18 protein-coding genes and 2 pseudogenes are annotated in these 19,832 nt (G+C 69.5%); 8 read left to right on the top strand and 12 right to left on the bottom strand.

Annotation, left to right across the window (positions count from 1 at the left end; all coding sequences use genetic code 11):
- Nucleotides 1–25: 25 nt before the first annotated feature.
- Together KI388_RS10675 and KI388_RS10670 are read right to left on the bottom strand one after the other, a co-directional pair.
- Nucleotides 26–3,292, bottom strand: a complete 3,267-nt coding sequence (locus tag KI388_RS10675) for a transglutaminase domain-containing protein (RefSeq protein ID WP_215086611.1) — start codon at nt 3,290–3,292, stop codon at nt 26–28.
- Between the two features lie 123 nt (nt 3,293–3,415).
- A complete protein-coding gene (locus KI388_RS10670; protein WP_215086610.1) occupies nt 3,416–3,595 on the bottom strand; it encodes a hypothetical protein in 180 nt (59 codons plus the stop codon).
- A gap of 312 nt (nt 3,596–3,907) precedes the next feature.
- Here KI388_RS10670 and KI388_RS10665 point away from each other — a divergent pair, with 312 nt between their 5' ends.
- Complete coding sequence (locus tag KI388_RS10665; protein ID WP_345777408.1) at nt 3,908–4,468, top strand: helix-turn-helix domain-containing protein; 561 nt, start codon at nt 3,908–3,910, stop codon at nt 4,466–4,468.
- Nucleotides 4,469–4,518: 50 nt separating this feature from the next.
- On the opposite strand, the gene KI388_RS10660 is transcribed toward KI388_RS10665, so the two are convergent.
- Together KI388_RS10660 and KI388_RS10655 are read right to left on the bottom strand one after the other, a co-directional pair.
- Entirely contained in the window at nt 4,519–5,421 is a 903-nt protein-coding gene (locus KI388_RS10660; RefSeq protein WP_215086608.1) for an acyltransferase, read from the bottom strand.
- A 53-nt stretch (nt 5,422–5,474) separates the two neighbouring features.
- Entirely contained in the window at nt 5,475–5,684 is a 210-nt protein-coding gene (locus KI388_RS10655) for a hypothetical protein (RefSeq protein ID WP_215086607.1), read from the bottom strand.
- A 135-nt stretch (nt 5,685–5,819) separates the two neighbouring features.
- Between KI388_RS10655 and KI388_RS10650 the strand changes: the two genes are divergently transcribed.
- The 4 genes from KI388_RS10650 (at nt 5,820) to KI388_RS10635 (ending at nt 9,222) form a co-directional block, all read left to right on the top strand.
- The gene (locus KI388_RS10650) at nt 5,820–6,890 is read left to right on the top strand and encodes an aldo/keto reductase (protein ID WP_215086606.1); all 1,071 of its coding nucleotides are present in this window, start codon (nt 5,820–5,822) and stop codon (nt 6,888–6,890) included.
- Between the two features lie 361 nt (nt 6,891–7,251).
- Entirely contained in the window at nt 7,252–7,992 is a 741-nt protein-coding gene (locus KI388_RS10645) for a helix-turn-helix domain-containing protein (protein WP_215086605.1), read from the top strand.
- A 48-nt stretch (nt 7,993–8,040) separates the two neighbouring features.
- Nucleotides 8,041–8,229, top strand: a complete 189-nt coding sequence (locus KI388_RS10640) for a hypothetical protein (protein ID WP_215086604.1) — start codon at nt 8,041–8,043, stop codon at nt 8,227–8,229.
- Nucleotides 8,230–8,406: 177 nt separating this feature from the next.
- Nucleotides 8,407–9,222, top strand: a complete 816-nt coding sequence (locus KI388_RS10635) for a hypothetical protein (protein WP_215086603.1) — start codon at nt 8,407–8,409, stop codon at nt 9,220–9,222.
- Between the two features lie 50 nt (nt 9,223–9,272).
- On the opposite strand, the pseudogene KI388_RS10630 reads toward KI388_RS10635, so the two are convergent.
- The 6 genes and pseudogenes from KI388_RS10630 to KI388_RS10605 all read right to left on the bottom strand — a co-directional run bounded on the left by KI388_RS10630 (nt 9,273) and on the right by KI388_RS10605 (nt 15,012).
- Nucleotides 9,273–10,583: pseudogene (locus tag KI388_RS10630) on the bottom strand (transposase).
- Nucleotides 10,584–10,585: 2 nt separating this feature from the next.
- Nucleotides 10,586–10,978: an IS200/IS605-like element ISHal1 family transposase gene (tnpA, locus tag KI388_RS10625; RefSeq protein ID WP_004043788.1), complete on the bottom strand. Its 393-nt coding sequence runs from the start codon at nt 10,976–10,978 to the stop codon at nt 10,586–10,588.
- Between the two features lie 214 nt (nt 10,979–11,192).
- Nucleotides 11,193–12,410: a PQQ-binding-like beta-propeller repeat protein gene (locus KI388_RS10620; protein ID WP_215086602.1), complete on the bottom strand. Its 1,218-nt coding sequence runs from the start codon at nt 12,408–12,410 to the stop codon at nt 11,193–11,195.
- Nucleotides 12,411–12,449: 39 nt separating this feature from the next.
- On the bottom strand, nt 12,450–13,853 hold the full coding sequence (locus tag KI388_RS10615; RefSeq protein WP_215086601.1) for a M28 family peptidase: 1,404 nt from the start codon (nt 13,851–13,853) through the stop codon (nt 12,450–12,452).
- A gap of 55 nt (nt 13,854–13,908) precedes the next feature.
- Nucleotides 13,909–14,616 carry a DUF2270 domain-containing protein gene (locus KI388_RS10610; protein ID WP_215086600.1) on the bottom strand — a complete coding sequence of 236 codons (708 nt, stop codon included), beginning with the start codon at nt 14,614–14,616 and terminating at the stop codon, nt 13,909–13,911.
- A 60-nt stretch (nt 14,617–14,676) separates the two neighbouring features.
- The gene (locus KI388_RS10605; protein ID WP_137716603.1) at nt 14,677–15,012 is read right to left on the bottom strand and encodes a hypothetical protein; all 336 of its coding nucleotides are present in this window, start codon (nt 15,010–15,012) and stop codon (nt 14,677–14,679) included.
- Between the two features lie 121 nt (nt 15,013–15,133).
- On the opposite strand from KI388_RS10605, the gene KI388_RS10600 reads away from it, so the two are divergent.
- Both KI388_RS10600 and KI388_RS10595 read left to right on the top strand, forming a co-directional pair.
- Nucleotides 15,134–17,011 carry an ATP-binding protein gene (locus KI388_RS10600; RefSeq protein WP_215086599.1) on the top strand — a complete coding sequence of 626 codons (1,878 nt, stop codon included), beginning with the start codon at nt 15,134–15,136 and terminating at the stop codon, nt 17,009–17,011.
- Nucleotides 17,012–17,115: 104 nt separating this feature from the next.
- Complete coding sequence (locus tag KI388_RS10595; protein WP_215086598.1) at nt 17,116–17,568, top strand: universal stress protein; 453 nt, start codon at nt 17,116–17,118, stop codon at nt 17,566–17,568.
- Nucleotides 17,569–17,594: 26 nt separating this feature from the next.
- Here the strand turns inward: KI388_RS10595 and KI388_RS10590 are convergent.
- Nucleotides 17,595–17,881: pseudogene (locus tag KI388_RS10590) on the bottom strand (transcriptional regulator).
- 188 nt (nt 17,882–18,069) lie between these two features.
- On the opposite strand from KI388_RS10590, the gene KI388_RS10585 reads away from it, so the two are divergent.
- Complete coding sequence (locus KI388_RS10585; RefSeq protein ID WP_215086597.1) at nt 18,070–18,786, top strand: DUF4013 domain-containing protein; 717 nt, start codon at nt 18,070–18,072, stop codon at nt 18,784–18,786.
- A gap of 151 nt (nt 18,787–18,937) precedes the next feature.
- On the opposite strand, the gene KI388_RS10580 is transcribed toward KI388_RS10585, so the two are convergent.
- Complete coding sequence (locus tag KI388_RS10580; RefSeq protein WP_215086596.1) at nt 18,938–19,414, bottom strand: 50S ribosomal protein L11; 477 nt, start codon at nt 19,412–19,414, stop codon at nt 18,938–18,940.
- Nucleotides 19,415–19,832: the final 418 nt, after the last annotated feature.

Below are 19,832 nucleotides of genomic sequence, written 5' to 3'. Positions count from 1 at the left end.
CGCGCCGGCGGTCGCGTGTGTAACGTCACTCCGCCTCCTCCTCCTCGTCGGCGTCGGTCGCGCCGCGGATCGCTTCGAGCGCCTGCCGCGCCGCGGGAGCGCGGTCGCTCGGCGAGCGGGAGCCGTACTCGACGTCCCTGAACGCGTCGGTCAGCGTTTCGACCGCCTCCTGCGGCAGCCCGTCCCGTCGGACCGCCCACCGTGCGATCTCGCCCGGCGTCGCGGTGCGCCACGACCGGATCGAGACGTGCGTCCGGAACTCGCCCCACGCGTCTCGGATCGTGAGCAACGCCTCGTCCGCCTCGGACTCGCTCGCCGGGTCGGCACGGGACGAGCCGTCGCCGGTCCCCGCGACGGCGTCCCTGCCGGCCCCTCCCGCCCGCCTGAGCGCGGCGAGTATCGCGAGCGGATGGAGGTACCGCGGCGCCGCGCGGAGCGCCGCGACCAGCCGACCGAGCAGCCGTCGACCGCCCGCGACGGCGGCCGCAGCGAGCCGCTTCACGCCGCCGATCCCCTGCGTCAGGAGCACCACGGCCGTCGAGAGCCCTCGGCGGAGCGCCACGATCGCTGCCTCGACCCCCGCCGCGAACCGGACCAGCCCGGCGACGCCGAGGCGAACGAGGCGCACGGCGACGCGCGCGGCCGACCGCGGGAGGGACCGCGGGGACACCCCTCGCCGACGCGCGCCGACGATGACGCCCCCGAGCGCGAAGGCGACCAGCCCGACGGCCCCGGCGAGGTTGCGATACAGCTTCCCGACGCTCCGCGTTGCGGACGCGCTCGTCCCGCCGACGGACGCCGTCGCGGAGAGGCTCGCGGAATCGGCGAACGGCAGCCGCACGGCGGCGGTCCCGTTGGCGTCGGTCGCGCCGGCAGATTCGTTGGCGACCGCGACCGACGCGCCCGGCACCGGCTCCCCGTCGAACGTCACCGTCACGTCGCTCTCCGTCAGCGGGAGCGGGACCACGGTCGACGGGGTCACCGACAGCGAGAGCCGGCCGACGGAGAGCGTTCGACCGCCGGTCGCGTCGCCGCGGCTCACGTTGATCACGGCCGACTCCGTCGCCGGGAGCGTCACCGTCGCCTGCCCGTTCGGCCCGGTCCGTCCCGCCGCCGTCCCGTTCACGCGGACCGTCCCGTTCGGCACCGGCTCGCCCGCGACGGTCGCGATGACATCCACCGGCTCGCCGGCGACCGGCTCGCCGACCACCTCGACGGAGACGTCCACCGGCACGTCGACGGTCACGTTGCCACCCGCCTGGGCGGCGACACCGCCCGCCGCACCGACGGCGGCGATGCCGTCCCCGCCCGTGAACCGCCGGAAGGAGTCCCCGCTCGCGGTCGCATCCGGTCCGCCGTTCGCGCCGGGAAGCAGCGTCCCGGGACCCAGCGAGGACGCCTGCGTCTCCGCGCCGTCCGTCCGGGCGACAACCTCCAGCGACTCGGCGTACGGCACCTCGCCGGTGACGTTGCCCGCGGCGTTCGTCTCGCCGACCGGATCGCCGTTGAACGACACCGTCGCGCCGGACACCGGCTCGTCAGCCCGGGTCACGGTCACCGTGAGGTCCCGCCCCGGAACGGGGTCGGCCGACAGCTCGATCTCCAGCGGGGCCGTCTCCTCGGCCTCGGAGCCGTTCTCAGAGCTACTGCCTTCGGAACCGCTGTCGTCGGAGCTACTGCCTTCGGAACCGCTGTCTTCGGAGCTACTGCCTTCGGAACCGCTGTCTTCGGAGCTACTGCCTTCGGAACCGCTGTCGTCGGAGCTGCTCTCCTCGGAACCGCTGTCTTGACTGTCTCCCTCGGAGCTGTCTTCTTCGGAACTGCCGTCTTGAGCGTCTTCCTCGGAGCCGCCGTCTTCGGACTCCTGCCCGGAGTCGCCCCCTTCGCTGCCCTCCCCGGAACCGTCGCTCGGCTCGCCGTCGTCGGACCCGTCCCGTCCGGACTCCTCGCCCGAACCGGGTTCGCCCGGTCCCGAGCTCTGCCCGCCGGGCCCGCTCGCCTGCCCGCCGCTGGTCGGGCCGCCCCCGTCGACCGGGGCGGCGTCGCGGTCCGCGTCGACGCGACCGCCGGCGGGCGTCGGGTCGAAGGTCACCCACCCGACGTCGGTGACGTACACCTCGACCCAGGCGTGCGCGTCCTGCCCGCGAACGACGTACTCGTCGTCGCCGACCGCCTCGCCGGGACCGTAGCCGGTCACGTAGCGGGCGGGCACGTCCTGCGTCCGCAACATCGCGACCATCGAGGTCGCGAAGTACTCGCAGTAGCCGGCGTCCATCTCGAACACGAACTCGGTCGCGACGTCGTTCCCGCGCTCGTGCCCCGCGTCGAGCGAGTACTCCTTGTTCTCCATCAGCCACAGCTGTACGGCCGCGGCGGTCTCGTACGGCGTCCCGGCGTCGGCCGTGATCTCCGCCGTCCGGTCGCCGAGCCGCTCCGGGGTGTCGTCGGGAAGCCTCGTGTACCGGTCCTGAATCGCGGACGGAACGGACCCCTCGCCGCTGGCCTCGGCCGCCGCGGCGTGCGACGGCGCCCCGTACGTCGCCGTCACGTACGTGTCGCCCGCCTCCACCGGTTCGGACACGACGAGGCCGCGCTCCTCGGTGACGGAGACCTCGCGGTTCGGCGCCGCGGCGTACGCCGGCCGCCACGCGGTGGCCAGCGAATCGAACGACCGCTGCGGCGTCACGCGGATCTCGTACGCCGGCGTCGACGTGCCGTCGACGGTCGGAAGCGTCCCCGAGAGCCGCTCCGTCGGGGTCGTCCGGCGGTCCCACCCGTCACCGGTGTAGTTCGCGTACGCGCCGAGCCGCCAGCGCGACGGCTCCGGACTCTCGACGCGCAGCTCGACCCGATCGGACAGCGAAAGCGGTCCGCCGACGGAGCTCTCCTCCGGATAACCGCCGCTCGAAACCCCGCCGTAGTTCCTCGTCCCGGACTCGACCGGAACTCCGCCCTCGGTCGTCTCCACGTCCTCGACGAACTCGCCGCCGGCGCCCTCGGATCCACCGGCGGCACCTGATTCCCCGGCGGCGCCCCCGGATCCGCTACCGGCGCCGGAGCCGCGCCCGGTACCCGACTCGGCGCCGACGTCGCGGCCGTTGGCCGTCGACGAGTTGGGGGCCGCCCCGCCGTCGACGAGCAGCCCCTCGCCGACCGACTCTCCCTCGCCGCTCTCGACGCCGAGGTCGGGAACCGGCGTCGAGACGCCGATAGCCGGCGCGAGAGCGCCGCCCAACACGATCCCCACGAGGCACACGATAGCGACCACGAGACGGAGGACCGTTCCACTCACAGTACCACTTGTTACCAGCGGGACATATTAACCTGTCTCACCGGGCAATTTCGCTCCCCGGACGCCGACGGTCCCCGCTGACCGGCGGGCGTTCCGAACACCCGACGCGCCCGGCGCCGCCCGTCAGTCGGCCAGCTCGACCATCATGACTTCCACGTCCGAACCCGCCTCACCGTTGCGGAACTCCCACGCTCCGCGGGGGTCGACGTCGCTTTCGAGCGCGGCGAGAATCACTCGACCGAGGGCGGCCTCGAACTCTTTCGGGGTCGATATCTCGTCGTCGGAAGTGGGGTCGGTTGTCATGATGGAGACGCGCTCGACCGCGACGCGACGCCGCGGCGGCGTCGAGCCCAGCGCCGTACAACAGCGGGAACCGCGGCCGTCCGCCCCTATATCATTCGGTACGGCGTTACACGGCATAATATCATCAAAAGGCATGGTACACCATGTTTTGATCGCGGCGGCGAGAGGGTCGCTCCCGAGTATTTAACGGGTTTGCGGCGAAACGGGTCGCGTCTAATGAGCGTTATCGCCGAGGTGACTATCCCGTCCGCGGCGTTCGAGCTGGGGGAGATACTCGACGTCGAAGCGCCCACCCAGGTCACGCTGGAAACGATGGTGCCGCTGGGCGGACGGGCGACGCCGTTCGTTCGGATCCGGAACGACGCGCGGGAGAGCTTCGAGCGATCCGTCCGCGAACACCCGTGGGTCAACGACATCAGACGCCTCGAAACGCACGGGGACGAGGCGCTGTACACGCTGGACTGGGAGCCGTCCGAGGCCTCGCTGCTGCGGACGATCCTCGACCTCGACGCGGCGCTCCTGAGCGCGACCGGCGGCGCCGAGACGTGGGGGCTCGAGCTCAGATTCCCCACCCACGAGGCGCTCTCGGCGTTCAAAGACCACTACCTCGAGGCCGATATCGACGTGTCGATCGAACGGATCTACAACCCCACGAGACCCGACGCCAGTCCCTGGTACGGGCTGACGCCGCCGCAGCGCGAGACGCTCACCGCCGCCGTGGAGTCCGGGTACTACTCGCTGCCGCGCCAGATATCCACGCAGGAGCTCGCGGACTCGTTCGACATCTCCGATCAGGCCGCGACCGAGCGCCTCCGCCGCGGGATACTTACGCTGGTACAGAACACGCTGCTGGTCGAGGAGCGAGACGAGTAGGCTCCGCGGCGCTCGCTTCCCGGCGACGCCCGCTCTTCCGCGACGGGCGCTCACTCCGGCGGCCGGCGGTCTCGGCCGAACTCGTCGAACCGTTCGAGGTCGTCGGGAAGCTCGTACTCGATCTCGCGTTCGTCCTGGTTGTCGGGGAGGCGGCCGTCTTCCAACTCCTCGGCGACCTCCTCCCAGCCGGGCTTCACGCGGACGCTGCGCGCGGGCGAGCCGACGACGACGTGGTGGTCGGGCACGTCCCCTTGGACCACGGAGCGCGCGCCGACCACGCTGTTCTCACCCACTCGACAGCCTGCCCGGACCATCGCGTCGTAGGTGACGCGGGCGTCGTCCTCGACGATCGTGTGGAAGTTCCGGACCTCGGTCTGGTCGACGATGTCGTGATCGTGGCTGTAGAGGTGGACCCCGTCGGAGATGGAGGCGCGGTCGCCGATCGTCAGCTTCCCGCGGTCGTCGAGGTGGACGTCGTCGTGGATCACGACGTTGTCGCCCACCTCGATGTTGTGGCCGTAGGTGACGGAGATTCCCTTGAAAAAGCGGCAGTCCTCCCCGCACTCGGCGAAGAGGTGATTCCCGAGCATCTGGCGGAAGCGGAGCGCGAACTCGACGTTGTCGGCCATCGGCGTGGCGTCGAACTGCCGCCAGAGCCACTGGAGGTGTTTCGAGCGCTGGAAGCGGTCCTCGTCCTTCTCGGCGTAGTACTCCGACTCCAGCGTCGCGTTACACGGGTCGTACCCCTGAAGGCGGACGCGCTCGGCGCGCGACACGGACTCGCCGTCCTGCCACGCCTCCCACGCCTCGCGGTCGCCGTGGAGGTCGATCAGCACGTCGCGGACGACCTCGCAGGTGTCCTCGTCCGAGGAGAGCCGCTCGTCCACCTCGTCGATGAACCCTCGGACCCCGGCCTCGGCGCCGTCGGGCAGGGACACGTGTCGCTTTGTCATCGGCCCCCCTTCGTCGGGGTCCCTCAAAGGGATTCGGTTGTGTGACCGCGGCGTCAGGGAGCGTCGCCCGCGTCGATTCGGTCGTCGCGGTCCGGGAACACGCCGAGCGCGGTCCCGACGAGCGCGAGCACGATCAGAAACAGCAGCGTGAACGCGAGACCGATGGCACCGTGTCGGATGGCCACCTCGGCGAGCGCGGCGGCGGCGATCACCGCGAGCAGGAAGCCGATCGCGTCGAGCGCGTCGTGGAGGGACTCGTCCATGCGAGGAGGGGCTTTCCGACGATCCTTATAAATCGGGACTTCACACCCGACGGGCGCGGCGCCTCGGCTGACCGACCGCTACCGCGCCGCGGGATCAACCGCACCGGATAAGTGCGCCAGCCCCCAACGACGGGTATGCAACACCGCGAACTCGGGAACTCTGGCGTCGAGGTCTCTGAGATCGGCTTCGGCGCGTGGGTCGTCGGCACCGACTGGTGGGGCGACCGCTCGGACGAACAGGCGGTCGAGATGGTCGAGGAGGCGCTCGACGCGGGCGTCACCTACGTCGACACCGGCGACGTGTACGGCCACGGCGACAGCGAGGAGATCATCGGGCGGGCGATCGACGGCCGCCGCGACGAGGTGACGCTGTCGACGAAGATCGGCTACGACTTCTACGACAACCCGCAGGCCGGCCACGGCGAGTTACCCAAGGAGCTGAACGAGGAGTACCTCACCGAGGCGTTCGAGGCCTCGCTCGACCGGCTCGACACCGACTACGTCGACGTGCTCCAGTTGCACAACGCCAACGTCGACGAGGTGACGCCGGAAGTGCGCGACCTCCTCCGCGAGTGGAAGGAGTCGGGGCGCGTCCGCGCGCTCGGCTGGGCGCTCGGCCCCTCGATCGGCTGGCTCGCGGAGGGCGACGCCGCGGTCGAGTACGAGGAGTTCGACGCGGTCCAGACCGTCTTCAACCTCTTCGAGCAGGAGCCCGGCCGCCACTTCGTTGAAACGATCCGCGAGAGCGACTCGGACACCTCCGTCATCGCCCGCGTCCCGCACTCCTCCGGCCTCCTCAACGAGCAGGTGACGCCCGACACCGTCCTTGAGGACGGTGACCACCGCTCGCACCGCCCGAAGGAGTGGTACGAGACCGGCTGGGAGAAGGTCGACGCGATCCGCTTCCTCGAAGAGCCCGACCACGCCGAGGGGACGCGCACGATGGCGCAGGCCGCGATCCGGTGGCTGCTCGCGCACGACGAGGTCGCCTCCGTCACGCCCACCTTCCGCGACGGCGACGACATCGCGGAGTGGAGCGCGGCGGGCGTGCCGTCCCTCTCTGACGCCGAGTACGACCGCCTCGAAGAGCTGTACGCCCGCAACTTCGACATCGACCGCGACGACGGGATGGACGTCCTCCGCACCTCCGTCGACGGCGAGGACATCGAGGCGGCCGGCCTCGACAAGCGCGCGGCCTCGTACTGAGCGGCGGACCGCTCTCCGGCGTCGACGCCCCGACGCCACCCGCCTCTTTCCGCTCGAAACCGCTTGACTGCGGCCTTTTTTTGTCGAAAACAACCACTTTCACCACGGTCCGTCGGGCGCCGCTCCTCCGCGATCGGACGCCGACCGCTTCGGGACCGGAGAACGACCGCTCCGGGCGGGGAACGGTCGCGGCGCTGGCGGACGTGGAAACGGTGGCTCGGTGGAAACCCGTCGTCACAGGGGGCTCAGTGGGGGTAACCGACTCGTCATCGCCACCACACCGACGGTAACACGGTCGCGGTGATAAATGGCTCGCGACCGGTCCGGAACCCGTTTGAACCCCGGTGCCCTCGACTCTCCCATGCGGGAAGTGACGTTCCGGGTCTACCACGCGGGGGAGCCGGAGTGCGAGGTGAGCGCGCGCCACCCGGAGGTGCGGTACCGCTCCGTCTCGTCGATGACCGGGAGCGGTCCCGAGCGCAAGCGGATCGCAGAGCTAACCGGCCCGTCGGCCGAGATCGAGGCGTTCGTCGAGGAGTTCTGCGAGTTCGACCTCGTCGTCTCCGCCGAGCCGCTCGCGCCGATCGAGGGTCGTCACGCGTACGTCGCCCTGACGATCGACGTCTCGGCGGCCGACTGGGAGGGGATAGGCGACCGCTTCTCGCGGATGGGGATCCACTACCGAACGGGGACGACCATCTCCGGCGGCGTCGAGCGCTGGACGGCCTACTTGGAGGACGCCGACGACCTCTCGGCGGTGATGCGCGAGCTGGAACGCGGCGGCAACGAGGTCGAACTCGCGCGGAACGTGGAGCTCGCGTCGATCGAGCGATCGCCGCAGCTCCCCGCGTCCGGCCTCCTCGACGGCCTCACCGACCGACAGCGGGAGGTTCTCGCGACCGCCATCGCCGCGGGCTACTACGACCACGGCGGCGGGGTGGGCGTCGAGGAGGTGGCGGCCGAACTCGGACTCGGCTCGACGACGGTGTGGGAGCACCTCTCGCGCGCCGAGTCGTCGGTGATGAACGCGCTGTTCGAGCGGTTCGCCGCGGGCGAGCCGGTCGACGCCGTCCGCGGGACTGACCGAACAGATTCGTCGTGAACCCGGGTCAGACCAACGCTTTTGATGCTTCGGGACGGAGCGCCGCGTATGGACGACAGAACCGTCACCGTGCCGGACGAGCAGTACGAGCGGCTCGCCGCCCTCGCCGCCGCCCGCGGCGTGAGCCCCGAGACGCAGCTAGCCCGCCTCATCGACGACGCGTACGCCGGTCTCGACGGCGATAACGCCCCCGAGACCCTCCCGCTCGGCGTCTGCGACGACTCCGACGGGGAGTGAGTCGTGCGGGGGGCCGGTGCGCGGTCCGTGAGCTACCGCGTCGGGCCGAGGTGAGGACGCTCCGTTTCGCTGAGACGCTCGAACGGTGAGGGGAACTCGCTGCCGGAACGCAGCGTAGTGGGCGAGCACACGGGAGCCCCGGAGTCCTTTTGTTTCGGGTGTCTGAATGGGTCGCTAATGACTGGCCCCCCGCTGACGCGTCCCCTCGACCGCAGAGCCGTACTCGGGCTGTCGGTCGCGGGAGCAGCCGCACTCGCCGGCTGCGGAGGCGTGAACGACGCCGAGGAACCGAGCGATCCGGGCTCGGACACCGACGAACGACCGGACGAATCGGAGCCGACGGACGAGGCGGCACGGGAACGGGACCTGGACGGGGAGTCCGAGCGCTCGGACGCGGACACGCTGTTGGACATCCGCGACACGCTCGACGCCGACGATCCGCTGTTCGATCCCCGGAGCGAGACGTTCGGTAGCGGCGACTCGACCGACAGGGCCGCCGTCTCGCTCCGGTCGGCGTTCACCGCCGTCGCCTTCGAACACGGGGGCGAGGAGGACTTCATCGTCGAGGCCGGCGGATCGGTCGGGGGGCTCGTGGTCAAGAGCCCCGACGCGACCGGGGGCGCTGGTTTCGCGGCCGACCGCGGTGACTACGAGTTCGGCGTCGCGACCGACGGCGACTGGTCGATGACGGTCGGGCAGTCGTTCGCGCCGCCGGAGGCGATCCGGACCCCGAGCGTCAGCGCCAGCGGGGACGGACACGCGGTCGTCGGCCCGGTCGAGCTCACGGAGCAGACGACGTTCGTCGGCGAACACGAGTCCGACGGCGGCAACTTCGTCGTCGAGGTCTACGGCGAGGACGCCGGCGACGGGTCTCCGGACGAAGTCGTGTTCAACCGGATCGGCGAGTTCTCCGGCGAGGCGCGCGCGGATCCGGCCGGCGTCGCGTGGATCGAGGTCGAAGCCGACGGCGTCTGGCGGCTGGAGATCGAGTGACATCCTCCTCGCCGTAAACGGCGAGGCTTCCCACACGGTGGGAATACCAGTCAGTCGTCGTCACCAGAACCGTCCGTTCTGGTTGGCTCACGAGACTCCGTCTCGTGAACGCTGGCAGAGGGTTCCGACTCTTCGTAGGCCGTGAGCGTCATCTGCGCTGGTACGCTCTTCTCACGGTGAGTCGCGGCGGTGTCACAACCGCTCCCATCCCGTGGCGAGTCATCGCGTTCCGCCTTGTCAAGCGGGACGCTCTCTCCCCACGGGTCAACCCGTCGTGCGATATTCGCGGAAGCGTTGATATCGGCCTGAAACGTCGAAACGTGGCAGTCGTCGTGCGGACACCGAAACTCGGCCTGCGATTCCCGCCGACCGATACGGTGGCACGAGTGGCACGTCTGCGAGGTGTACGCCGGGTTCACGCACTCAACTGGGATGCCTGCCTCCCTCGCCTTGTCCTCGATGCGTCCTTGGAGTCGGGCGAACGCCCACGAGTGAAGCCGACGGTTCATGTACTTCCCGTAGTCGAGACGCTCACGGAGGTACGTCAAGTCCTCCATCACCAACACCGGATTCTCGTACTGCTTTGCGTACTCGACGGCTTGCCGAGACGCCTTCTCCACGAGGTCGGTGAGCGCGTTCTGGTAGTGCGAAAAGCGGTCTTCAATCCGCCACTCGGATGCGTCACGCTCTTGGAGTCGTTTCAGGGTCGTGTGCATCTCTTTGCGGAGATGCTTCGCTCTACTTCCGCTACACACGAACGGGTCAGTCGGAGAACCGTCCTTGAGGGCACAGCCCGTGATGAGGGCGGTTTCTCCGATATCTAAGCCGATGTGTGTGGCGTCACCGTCAGTCCTTGGTTCTTCAACCGGGTACTCGACGGTGACGTGTAGTACCCAGTTCTTCCGATGCTGTTGAAGCCGGATCTCGCCTGCCTTCGCGTCCTCCGATACGAGGTCGTGCCAGAGGTCTTCCTGTTCGGGGTTGATGCGGAGCGGTATCCAAAAGTTCGTTCCCCGACCGGGCCGCGGAACCCACCATGTGAACTCGTACTCGCGTTCATCAGAGTAGTCGAACTTGGCGGCTTGGTTGGTGAGCCGTATCGGGTGTTCGTCGTCCAACTCCTTCGCGTTGTACGTCTTGCGGAGTTTCGGGACGTAGTTACAGAGTGCTGCTTTGGCCTGATACGGCAGGTCGTAGGGCGTCACGATGTCGCTTACTGCCGACATGGTACTCGCTCCGGCGTCGAACGCCTCTTACAGACCGTCACGGTAGGTTTCGAGCAGGTCGTTGAGTTTCGACTGCTTGTGCGCGGTGGGTGGCGCGAACGTCGCCTGTAACGTCTTCGTGACAGTCGTGGACATCGCTACTGCTCCTCTACGTACTTCATGAGTACGTCGATGCTCACTTGACCGGTGGTGGCGAGAAAGTACCCCGGTTGCCAGAACGCTTTGTCGAGTGCTTGGCGAACTTCGGGATTCTCGTCACGGATTTTGCGGGACGTGACGCCCTTGAGTGAGTTGATGAACTTCGTGAGGTCGGTCGTTGGCTTCGCCGTGAACAGAATGTGAACGTGGTCGGAACCGCCGTTGACGTTCTGGATGTTCACGCCGAAGTCCTCGGAGATGTCGCTGGCAATCTCACCGATACGTTCTGCGATTTCATCGGTGAGTAGGTCTGCGCGGTACTTCGTGACGGTCACAAAGTGATATTGGAGTGCGTAGACCGTGTGCGACCCGGTTTCAAGATTGTACTTTATTTGGCCGTACTAATTTCTGTATACCCAATTCCAATAAAGGTTTACAGTCGTGGGGTATTCGGCTTACAACCGACGGTGAAACGTGTAGGAGTTGTCGGCTTCACGCCCGCCCTAAAAGGGCGAGATTCTCGCCTTGAAAAAAGATAGCGGAGCCGCGCGCTCGCCGCCGCGGTAGCGCCGGAGTCCGTCGATCGCTGACCGCTCTCCGCACCGGTCAGACCTCTGCGATCGCGTACACGTCGCCGGGCTCGGTTGCGACGTACACGACGCCGTCGACGACGGCCGGCCCGTCGACGACGCCGACACGGCTGTAATCGCCGAAGAAGACGCTCCGCGTCTCCACGCGCCAGTCCTCGGTCCCGTCGTCCGCTTCGAGGGCGAGGACCGTTCCGTCGCTTTGGGAGCCCACGTAGACGGCGTCGCCGGCGACCGTCGGCGAGCCGAGTTGACCGACGTCGTCGTACCGTCGCTCCCACTCGATCGTTCCGTCCGCGGTCGAGAGACGCGTCACGCTCCCGTCACCGCCGGTCGCGAACACCGCGTCCGGGGTGACCGCGACGGTCTCGTCCGACTCGTGGCCCAGCCTCCGACGCCATTTCGGTTCCCCGTCCCCGGCGCGGAGCGCGGTCGCCTCGCTGTCCTCTGACCCGAAGTACACCGTCCCGTCGACGACGACCGGGGAGCCGGAGGCCCTGACCCACGTCGGCCGTCGCCACGCCTCGTCGCCCGTTTCGCCGTCGACGGCGTACGCCGTTCCCGCCTCGTCGACGAGGTAGACCGCGTCGCCGGCGACCGCGGGCGGCGACCGGATCGACTCGACCTCGTCCGGGTCGGGGTCCCACCGCCACACCTCGTCGCCCGTCTCCACGTCGACCGCGTAGACGAGCGGACGCCCGAGCTTTCCCAGGACGTACGCGGTCCCGTCGACGACGGTCACTCCCCCCAGCCCGCTGGCCTGCGAGTCGGGCTCGAACGTCCAGTCCAGTTCGCCGGTCGCGGCGTCCCGCCCCTCGAGGTCGAAGGTGGGAACGAAGAGCGTCCCGTCGGCGACCGCCGGCGTGCTCATGTGGCCGTGCCACTCCCCGCCGATTCGCTCGCCCGTTTCCCCGTCGAGGACCAGTCCGCCGGCGTACGCGCGACCGCCGTCGACGACGACGCCCGACTCCGCCTCGGTGCGGGCGCTGTACCGCCAGGCGACCGCGGCGTCGTCCGTCGGCCCCGAGACGTCCGGATCGTGGCCGGTGTTGCGGGGGTCACGCCTGTACCCCGCCCACGACGCCGCGGAGTCGAGGGCGACGTCCGACTCGTGAAGGGTTCGTCCGGTCTCGCTCTCTCCGTCCTCGGCTCCGCCGGAGAGTACGCATCCCGCGAGACACGCCGTCGCGGTGACGAGACCGCCGCGGAGGGCGCGTCGCCTCGAACAGGGGGACATACGCGATCGCTTCGATCGCTCCGGTATAGGCTTTGTCCGTCACTCCTCGTACGGCCACCGCCCGCCCGTCTTCAGCTCCTCGACGTACCCCTCGTCGATGGCGTCGCGGATCGACTCCCGCGACCGGTGTTCGGCCTCGATTTCCCCCGTCGCGAACCGGTAGACGGCCGCGGCTACGAGCGTCGCCACCTCGCGGAGGTCCCGCGAGTCGAGCTTGTCGAGCGTGTCGGCGTGGGTGTGCCCCCAGCCGCGCCCCGACTGGTCGCTCGTCGTGGAGGCCATCACGGCCGGGATCCCCTCTTGCACGAACGCCCACTGGTCGCCGTGCGGCGAGATGGTCTCGCCGGCCGTCAGGGGCGCGTCGAACGCGTCCGCGACCGCCTCGAACGTCGAGCGCATCCCCTCGAACCCGTTCGTCCCGACGCGGAGGTTCCGGGAGCTACAGGCGCCGTCGAGGTTGACGACGCAGGCGATCTCCTCCTCCGGCGTCGTCTCCGCCGCGTGGTACGCGCCCCACAGCCCGATCTCCTCCGAGCCGAAGGTGACGAGCCGGACCCGCGTGTCGAGGTCGCCCTCGACGGTCGCGAGCAGGCGGCCGACCTCCGCGACGAGCGCCGACCCGGCGCCGTTGTCGTTGGCGCCGTCGCTCACGTCGTGGGCGTCGACGTGCGCGGTGAGGAACACCGCCTCTTCGGTGTACGGCCCGACCTCCGCGACCGCGTTCACCGAGGTCGTCGGCTCGTTTCGGCAGTCGACGTCGAGCGAGACGGTCGGGCGGTCCTCCGCTGCGCCGTCGCTTCCCGAACCGTTGCCGCTCTCCTCGTCGGCGTCGGCCGCCGCGGCAAGCCGCGAGAGCCGGTCGCCCACCTCCTTCGACACGCCGACGGCGGGGATCGGTCCGGGCCGGTTGTGGTAGCCGATCTCGCCGGTCGGCGGGAGCGCCCCCTCGATGTGGTTCCGGAAGACGAAACCGACCGCGCCGCGCTCGGCCGCCGCGACGTACTTCTCCATCCGGTGGATCCACCGGTCGCGGCCCTCCGGCGTGCGCGAGGAGGCCATCGCGACCGCGCCCTCAAGCTCCCCTTCCGCGGCCGCGAACTCCCCGTCGGTGCCGTCGCCCACGTCGACGAGCGGGGCCGTCACCTCGCCGCTCGGGGTGCCCGGCAGCGCGATCACCTCGTGGGAGTTCTCGTGGTGCCGCTCCACCGGTCCAGACACCGACAGCGACGACTCGCCGCGCCACCAGCCGGGGATCTCGAACTCGTCGAGGCCGGCGTTCCGCAGGTCGGCCGCCTCGAACGCCTCGACGACGCGCTCGGCGCCGCGGCGCTCGCCGGTCGATCCCGCCATGCGGTTCCCGACGTCCGTCAGGTCGGTGAGGAGGTTCCACCCGAAGTCGCTCGTCCGCGCGTCGCCCACGACGCGGTCCGGTAGCTCGGTCATACGGTCCGGTTGGACCGAGAGCGAAAAGGGGTTGCGGGAAGTGGACCCGGCCGGTTCACTTCCACTCGTCGACGTTCTCGGCCGCCTGCATCTCGCCTTTCGCCTGCCTCGGGGGGCTCCGGAGCGTCAGCGCCAGCACGCCGAGATAGAAACAGGAGACGACCGCGAGCACGAGCGCACCCGGTATCGCGCCCACCGCGGCGGTCGCGACGACGCCGTCCCCGACAGGCGTGAACACGGTGAGCCTGGCGACCCACGCGGCGATGAGGACGGAGAAGAGCGGCGCGTACACCCGGTGGAGGCGCCGCGAGACGGCCTCGACGCTCGGCATCTTGATCGTCGGCTCGCGGAGGTCCTCGCTCAGGAGCCGCCGCCAGTTCGACTCCTCGACGCCCTCCGGGTCAAGCGCGTTCGCGAACACGTTCTCCTCGAGGAGCCGCACGCGCGACCGCCAGACGTCGAAGGTGCGGTACCGGCGGGTCTCGATGCCGAGGAAGACGCTGAGCATGACGAGGCCGATGAGCAACACGTAGTGCGGCCGCGACTCGCTGGAGAAGGTCCACGTGAGCAGCGACGCGGTCACCACGACCGCCCAGTTGGTCGTCCGGTCGATTCGGGTCCGCCACGAGCTGGTCCGGCCGAGCTCGCCGCGGTAGGTGTGGCCCATCAGCGAGAGGAAGTCGGACCGGTCGCCCGCGGCCCCCGCGGCGACCTCGCGCTCCTCCCGCGACTCGGGGTCGAAGTCCTCCGGTGGATCGGACATACGGGCCGTACCGGGGCGGAACGGGTAAAAGGGTGGCCGCGGGGGTTCCTTCCGACGGTCTCAGGCCGGGTCCGCCGCGGTCACCTCGACCTCGACGTCGGCGGGGTCGACGCCGATCCGAGCGAACTGCGTCCGGACGTGCTCGCGGGCGGCCTCGACCGCCTGATCGCGGGTGTCGAACCCGCGCGGCATCGGCTCCTCGAAGGCGACGCGGATCTCCTCGCCGTCGACGACGAGCGGCGAGCCGCCGCTCTCGACCTCGTAGAAGGAGTCGCACACCCACACGTACGGCGCGTCCTCGTCCGGCGCGCCCTTGTACGCCGGCGGCTCCTCGCCGCGCTCGAACACCGTGCCGGTGAGGTCCGTCCCGCCGCCGCTGCCGCGAACGAGTATCATGCCGCAGATACGGGTCGGAGCGGGATAAGGGCGCCGCGACGGCTCGGCGCCGGTCGGAGCCGAGCCGGCCGCCCGCGGCGCGAGGGCAAACGCTTTCGGCCCGGCGGCCGGTGGATACGGCATGACGCTGGAGGATTTCACCGAGTTCAGCGGTGACGGCGACGGCGACGGCGGCTCGGGCGCGGCCGACGGCGCCGGGGGCGAGTCCGCGGCCGACGGCGGGAGCGCGGAGGAGCCCCCGAGCGCGGCTTCGGCGGCGACCGACGCCGCCGACGCGGGCGGCGACGGCGAGGAGGCTTCGTTCGCCGCCTACGACGCGGCGCCGGCGGGCAGCGATGCGGGGCTCGGCGTCGTGTCGGTGTCGCAGGGGCTCCGCGTGGCGGAAGACGAGGAGGAGACGTCGCTGAAGGCGTTCGTCACGACGGACAACCGCGAGACGGTGCGGCTCGGGAAGTACCTCCTGATCCCCTACCCGGACGGAGAGCGCCTCTTCTGTCGGATCACCGGGCTGGAGTACGCACAGGAGTTCCAGTCGGACGACGCGACCGAGATCCACGCCCGCCGGCAGATGCGCCGCGACGAGTTCGCGGAGCGCGACTACAAGTTCGTCGCCGATCTGGAGCCGATATCCGTCGTCTACGGCGAGGGCGACGGGATGAAACGCCGGATGACGGACCGGGTGCCGAAGCCCGGGGCGGTCGTCGAGGAGGCGGCCGACGACGCCGAGATCAAGACCGGGCTGAAGATCCCCGACGACGGGGTCTTCCTCGGGCACCTCTCGGTCGGCGGCGAGAAGGTGCGGACCGCGGCGGAGCCGCCGACCGTGGACTACCGGGTGAAAGACGACTACGGCGACGGCGACCCGCTCGCGTTCCGCCACACGCTCGTCGCGGGCGGTACCGGGTCGGGGAAGACCCACGCCTCGAAGAACGTCCTCCGGCAGTACCTCGACTCGGACCGGACCTACCCGATGGGCGACGGCCGCGAGTCGCGGATGGCGGTCGTCCAGTTCGACCCGCAGGACGAGTACGCGCAGATGCACGACGACAACCCCGACCTCGACGACGCGTTCGCGCGCCGGCTGGAGCGCGAGGGGATCGCCCACGGCGGCCACGACGACACGGTCGCCCTCGTGCCCCGCGTCGCGAACGCGACGTACCCCGGCGAGGGGCACCGCGCCGAGCGCGTCGAGTTCACGATCCCCTTCTCGCTGGCGGACGACATGCCGTGGCTCGTCGCTGGATCCGGGCTCAACGACAACCAGTACCCCGCCCTGCTGACGCTACTCAACCGCTTCTTCGACGACTACGGCGACTCGGGCACCTACAGCCAGTTCCTCTCGTACCTCGACGACCCGGCGCTCAAAGAGGGGCTCCACGAGAGCGGGCGGATCCACGAGGCGACGTTCGACGCCGTCAAGCGTCGGGTCCGCGGGGTCCCGAGCGGCGTCTTCGACCAGGACGCGAAACCGATCACGGAGCTCGACCACACCCTCGTCCGTCCCGGCGGACTCTCGGTCGTCCCCACGTACCACCTGCCGACCTCCCGGCAGAAGGAGATCGTCGTCCTCGCGGTCGCGGGCCTGCTGGTCGACGACAAGCTCTCGAACGACCCGGCGAGCGACCGGATCAAGGAGACGCCGCTGCTGGTCGGCATGGACGAGGCGCACAACTTCCTCGCGGACGCCGACAACGTCCAAGCGCAGAAGGTGGTCCAGAAGTTCACGGAGGCCGCCAAGCAGGGCCGCAAGGAGCGCCTCGGACTCTTCTTAATCACTCAGGACCCGCAGGACGTGGCCGAGTCGGTGTTCAAACAGGTGAACACGAAGGTCGTGTTGAACCTCGGTGACGAGGACGCGATCTCCAGCGTCAACATCCCGACGAACCTCGCCGGGAAGGTGCCGTACATGGAGAAGGGCCAGATGGTGGTGTACTCGCCGGACAACTCCGAGCCGGTGGAGCTGATCGGGCTCTCGGAGTGCGTGACGAGACACGACTGACGGCGCTCCCCCGGATCGGTCGCGACTCCCGGTCGCTGATCCGGATTGCCGCCGGCTCGGACCCGCCGCCGCCCTTTTTATATCGAGCGCGTGAATCGCCGCGTATGAGCAAGCGCATTCTCGTCGCGGTCGACGGGTCGGAGGAGGCGACCGAGGCGCTGCGGTTCGCGGCCGACGAGTGGCCCGACGCCGAACTCACGGCGCTCCACGTGATCAACCCCGCCGACTCTGCGACGGGCGCCAACGGAGGGTTTCCGGGCGCCTCCGACCAGTGGTACGCCAGCGCCAAGCAGCGCGGCGAGCGGCTCCTCTCCGAGGCGGCCGAGGCGGTCGATCGAGGGGTCGAAACGAGACTGGAGGTGGGCCGCCCGACGAAGACGATCCTCGGCGTGGCGGGCGGCGAGACGCCGGTCGGTGAGGACGACGCTCCCGGCGAGCCGTTCGACCACGTCGTGTTGGCGAGTCGGGGGCGGACGGGGCTCTCGCGGGTCCTCCTCGGCAGCGTCGCGGAGGGCGTCGTACGCCGCGTCGAGGTGCCCGTCACTGTCGTCCGGTGAGCGGGGACTGGGGCGACGGCGCTCCGCTACTCCTCGGTGCGCTCGGCCGCGACCACCTCGCCGACCATCGACCACCCTCCTCGTCCGGTCCCGAGCGACCGAGCAGGATCCGCTCGTAGTCGTCCGAACTGATCAGCCGGAAGTCGGCGTCGGGGTCGGCGTCGGTCCGGACGCCCTCGCCGCGGAACTCCCGCTGGAAGAACTCCGTCGACGAGAACTCGAAGACGCCGGTCTCGCCGGAGTCGAGTTCGAGCCGCACCGGTCGGGGCTGAACGTTGTGGATCCGTTTCGCGACGGGATTGAGGTCGGGCATGTCACCGTATCGCCTCGGTTCGGTTATAAGTGACCGGCTCCGCTCGTCGGTGCGTCCGGGATCGAGAGGTAGCGCTCCCGTCCGGGGCCGAGAGGCGGCACTCGCGTCCGGGGCCGAGAGCGGCCCTCTCGGCCGTTTTTACCGTACTAATTTAATATCTCACGGCGCGTTAAGACGTGGGACAAACCATGATAGAAGCCTCTCTCAACTACCTTCGCGAGAGCGACGACGCCCTCGTTACGACGCTGATCGGCGGCGTCCTGCTCCTCGCGAGTCCGCTGTTGATTCCGGCGTTCGCCGTGCTCGGGTACGTCGTCCGCGTCCTGCGACGGACCGCCGACGGCGACGACGAGCCGCCCGTCTTCGACGCGTGGGGCGACCTCCTCACCGATGGCCTGAAGGCGTTCGTCGTCACGTTCGTCTACTCGCTCCTCCCGCTCGCGATCCTCTCGGTAGCCGTCGTGATCGGCATCGGTGCGGCGCTCGTCGGCTCGGGCGACGGCGGCCTCCTCGGCGGACTGGCGGGCGGCGTCGTGGCGCTCGCGCTGACGCTCGTCGCGCTCGCGGCGTCGCTCGCCGGCCTCTACGTGACGCCCGCGGCGGTCGCGTCGGTCGCCGGCTCCGGACGGGTCGGAGACGGCTTCGCCGTGGGAACGCTCTGGGGCGTCGTCTCGAAGCGCGCGTACGCGACGGGGTGGCTCGCCGCGGCCGCGATCGCTCTCGCCGGCGCGCTCGTGATCGGAGTGCTCTCCGTCGTCCCGATTCTCGGGACGATCGCGGGCTTCTTCGTCCAGTTCTACGCGCTCGTGGCCGCGGCCGCCATCATCGGCCGGACGTGGACGGACGTCCGCCCCGTCGCGACCGACACGGGCGAGTCTGACCCGGTCGAGCGCCCCGCGGTGTGACCGGGCGAACCGGCGCGTGACGGGCCCGTACGTCGTCGAATACGTCTCTTATTTTAAATACAAAACTGACCGTATCCGTCGTAACGACCGCAGCGGAACGTCCGCGTCACGAAATCCGCACCGAAAAAATCGTGCTCGCCGGACCGCGGCGTTACTCGTCGAGGACGTCGTCGTACTCGCCGGCGTCGACGCGGTCGTCGAACGTCCGGGCGTCCTCGCCCTCGATGGTGACGCCGAGGGAGGCGCAGGTGCCGCCGACCTCCTTGGCGGCCGCCTTCGTGTCGTACGCGAGCAGGTCGCTCGACTTCTGCTCCGCGACGGTCTTCACCTGCTCGATGGACATGTCAGCGACGAACTCAGTCTGGGGCTCGCCGGAGCCGGTCTCGAAGCCGGCCTCGTCTTTGATGAGCTCCGCGGTGGGCGGCACGCCGACCTCGATACTGAAGGAGCCGTCGTCGTCGTAGTCGACGGTGACGGGCACTTCCATGCCGTCGAATGCGGCGGTCTCGTCGTTGATCTGCGCGACGACGTCCTGAACGTCCACCGGCGTCGGTCCGAGCTCGGGACCGAGCGGCGGGCCGGGGGTGGCCTGCCCGCCGGGGACGAGCGCTTCGATAGTTCCAGCCATGTCCGTACGAACCCGACGCCGACTTTTAACGGTTGTTCTTTCGGGTAGGGGGAGTCAGCGGTTCGCACACCTTACAGATCGACTGTATAGCGACGAACGACTCGCCCGACGAGACGCGGCGGTTTCGTGCGTCTTTGTGAGCTATCGCGCGTTTGTCGGTTGAACCTTACTGAGCCTCCCGCCGCTCGGTTATAAATGACCGTCGGCAGATCGACGGCGAACACCGCCAAAGCCCCAGTCGCGAGGACTCGATGCGCTCGCTGTGGTCCTCGGTCGCTCACTTCGTTCGCTCCCTGCGGTCCTTACGTCGCGCGTCTTCGTCCTCGCGACTGCCCCTTTGAGTCCCGCCCCGTACCGCTCCGCACAGCACCTCACGCCTCCCCAGCCTCGCGGTTCGCGCTCTCTGAGCGCTCACCGC

It is taken from the genome of Halorubrum sp. 2020YC2 (genome assembly GCF_018623055.1).
In the GTDB taxonomy this organism is placed as follows: domain Archaea; phylum Halobacteriota; class Halobacteria; order Halobacteriales; family Haloferacaceae; genus Halorubrum.
This window is presented reverse-complemented; position numbering and strand designations above follow the sequence as displayed.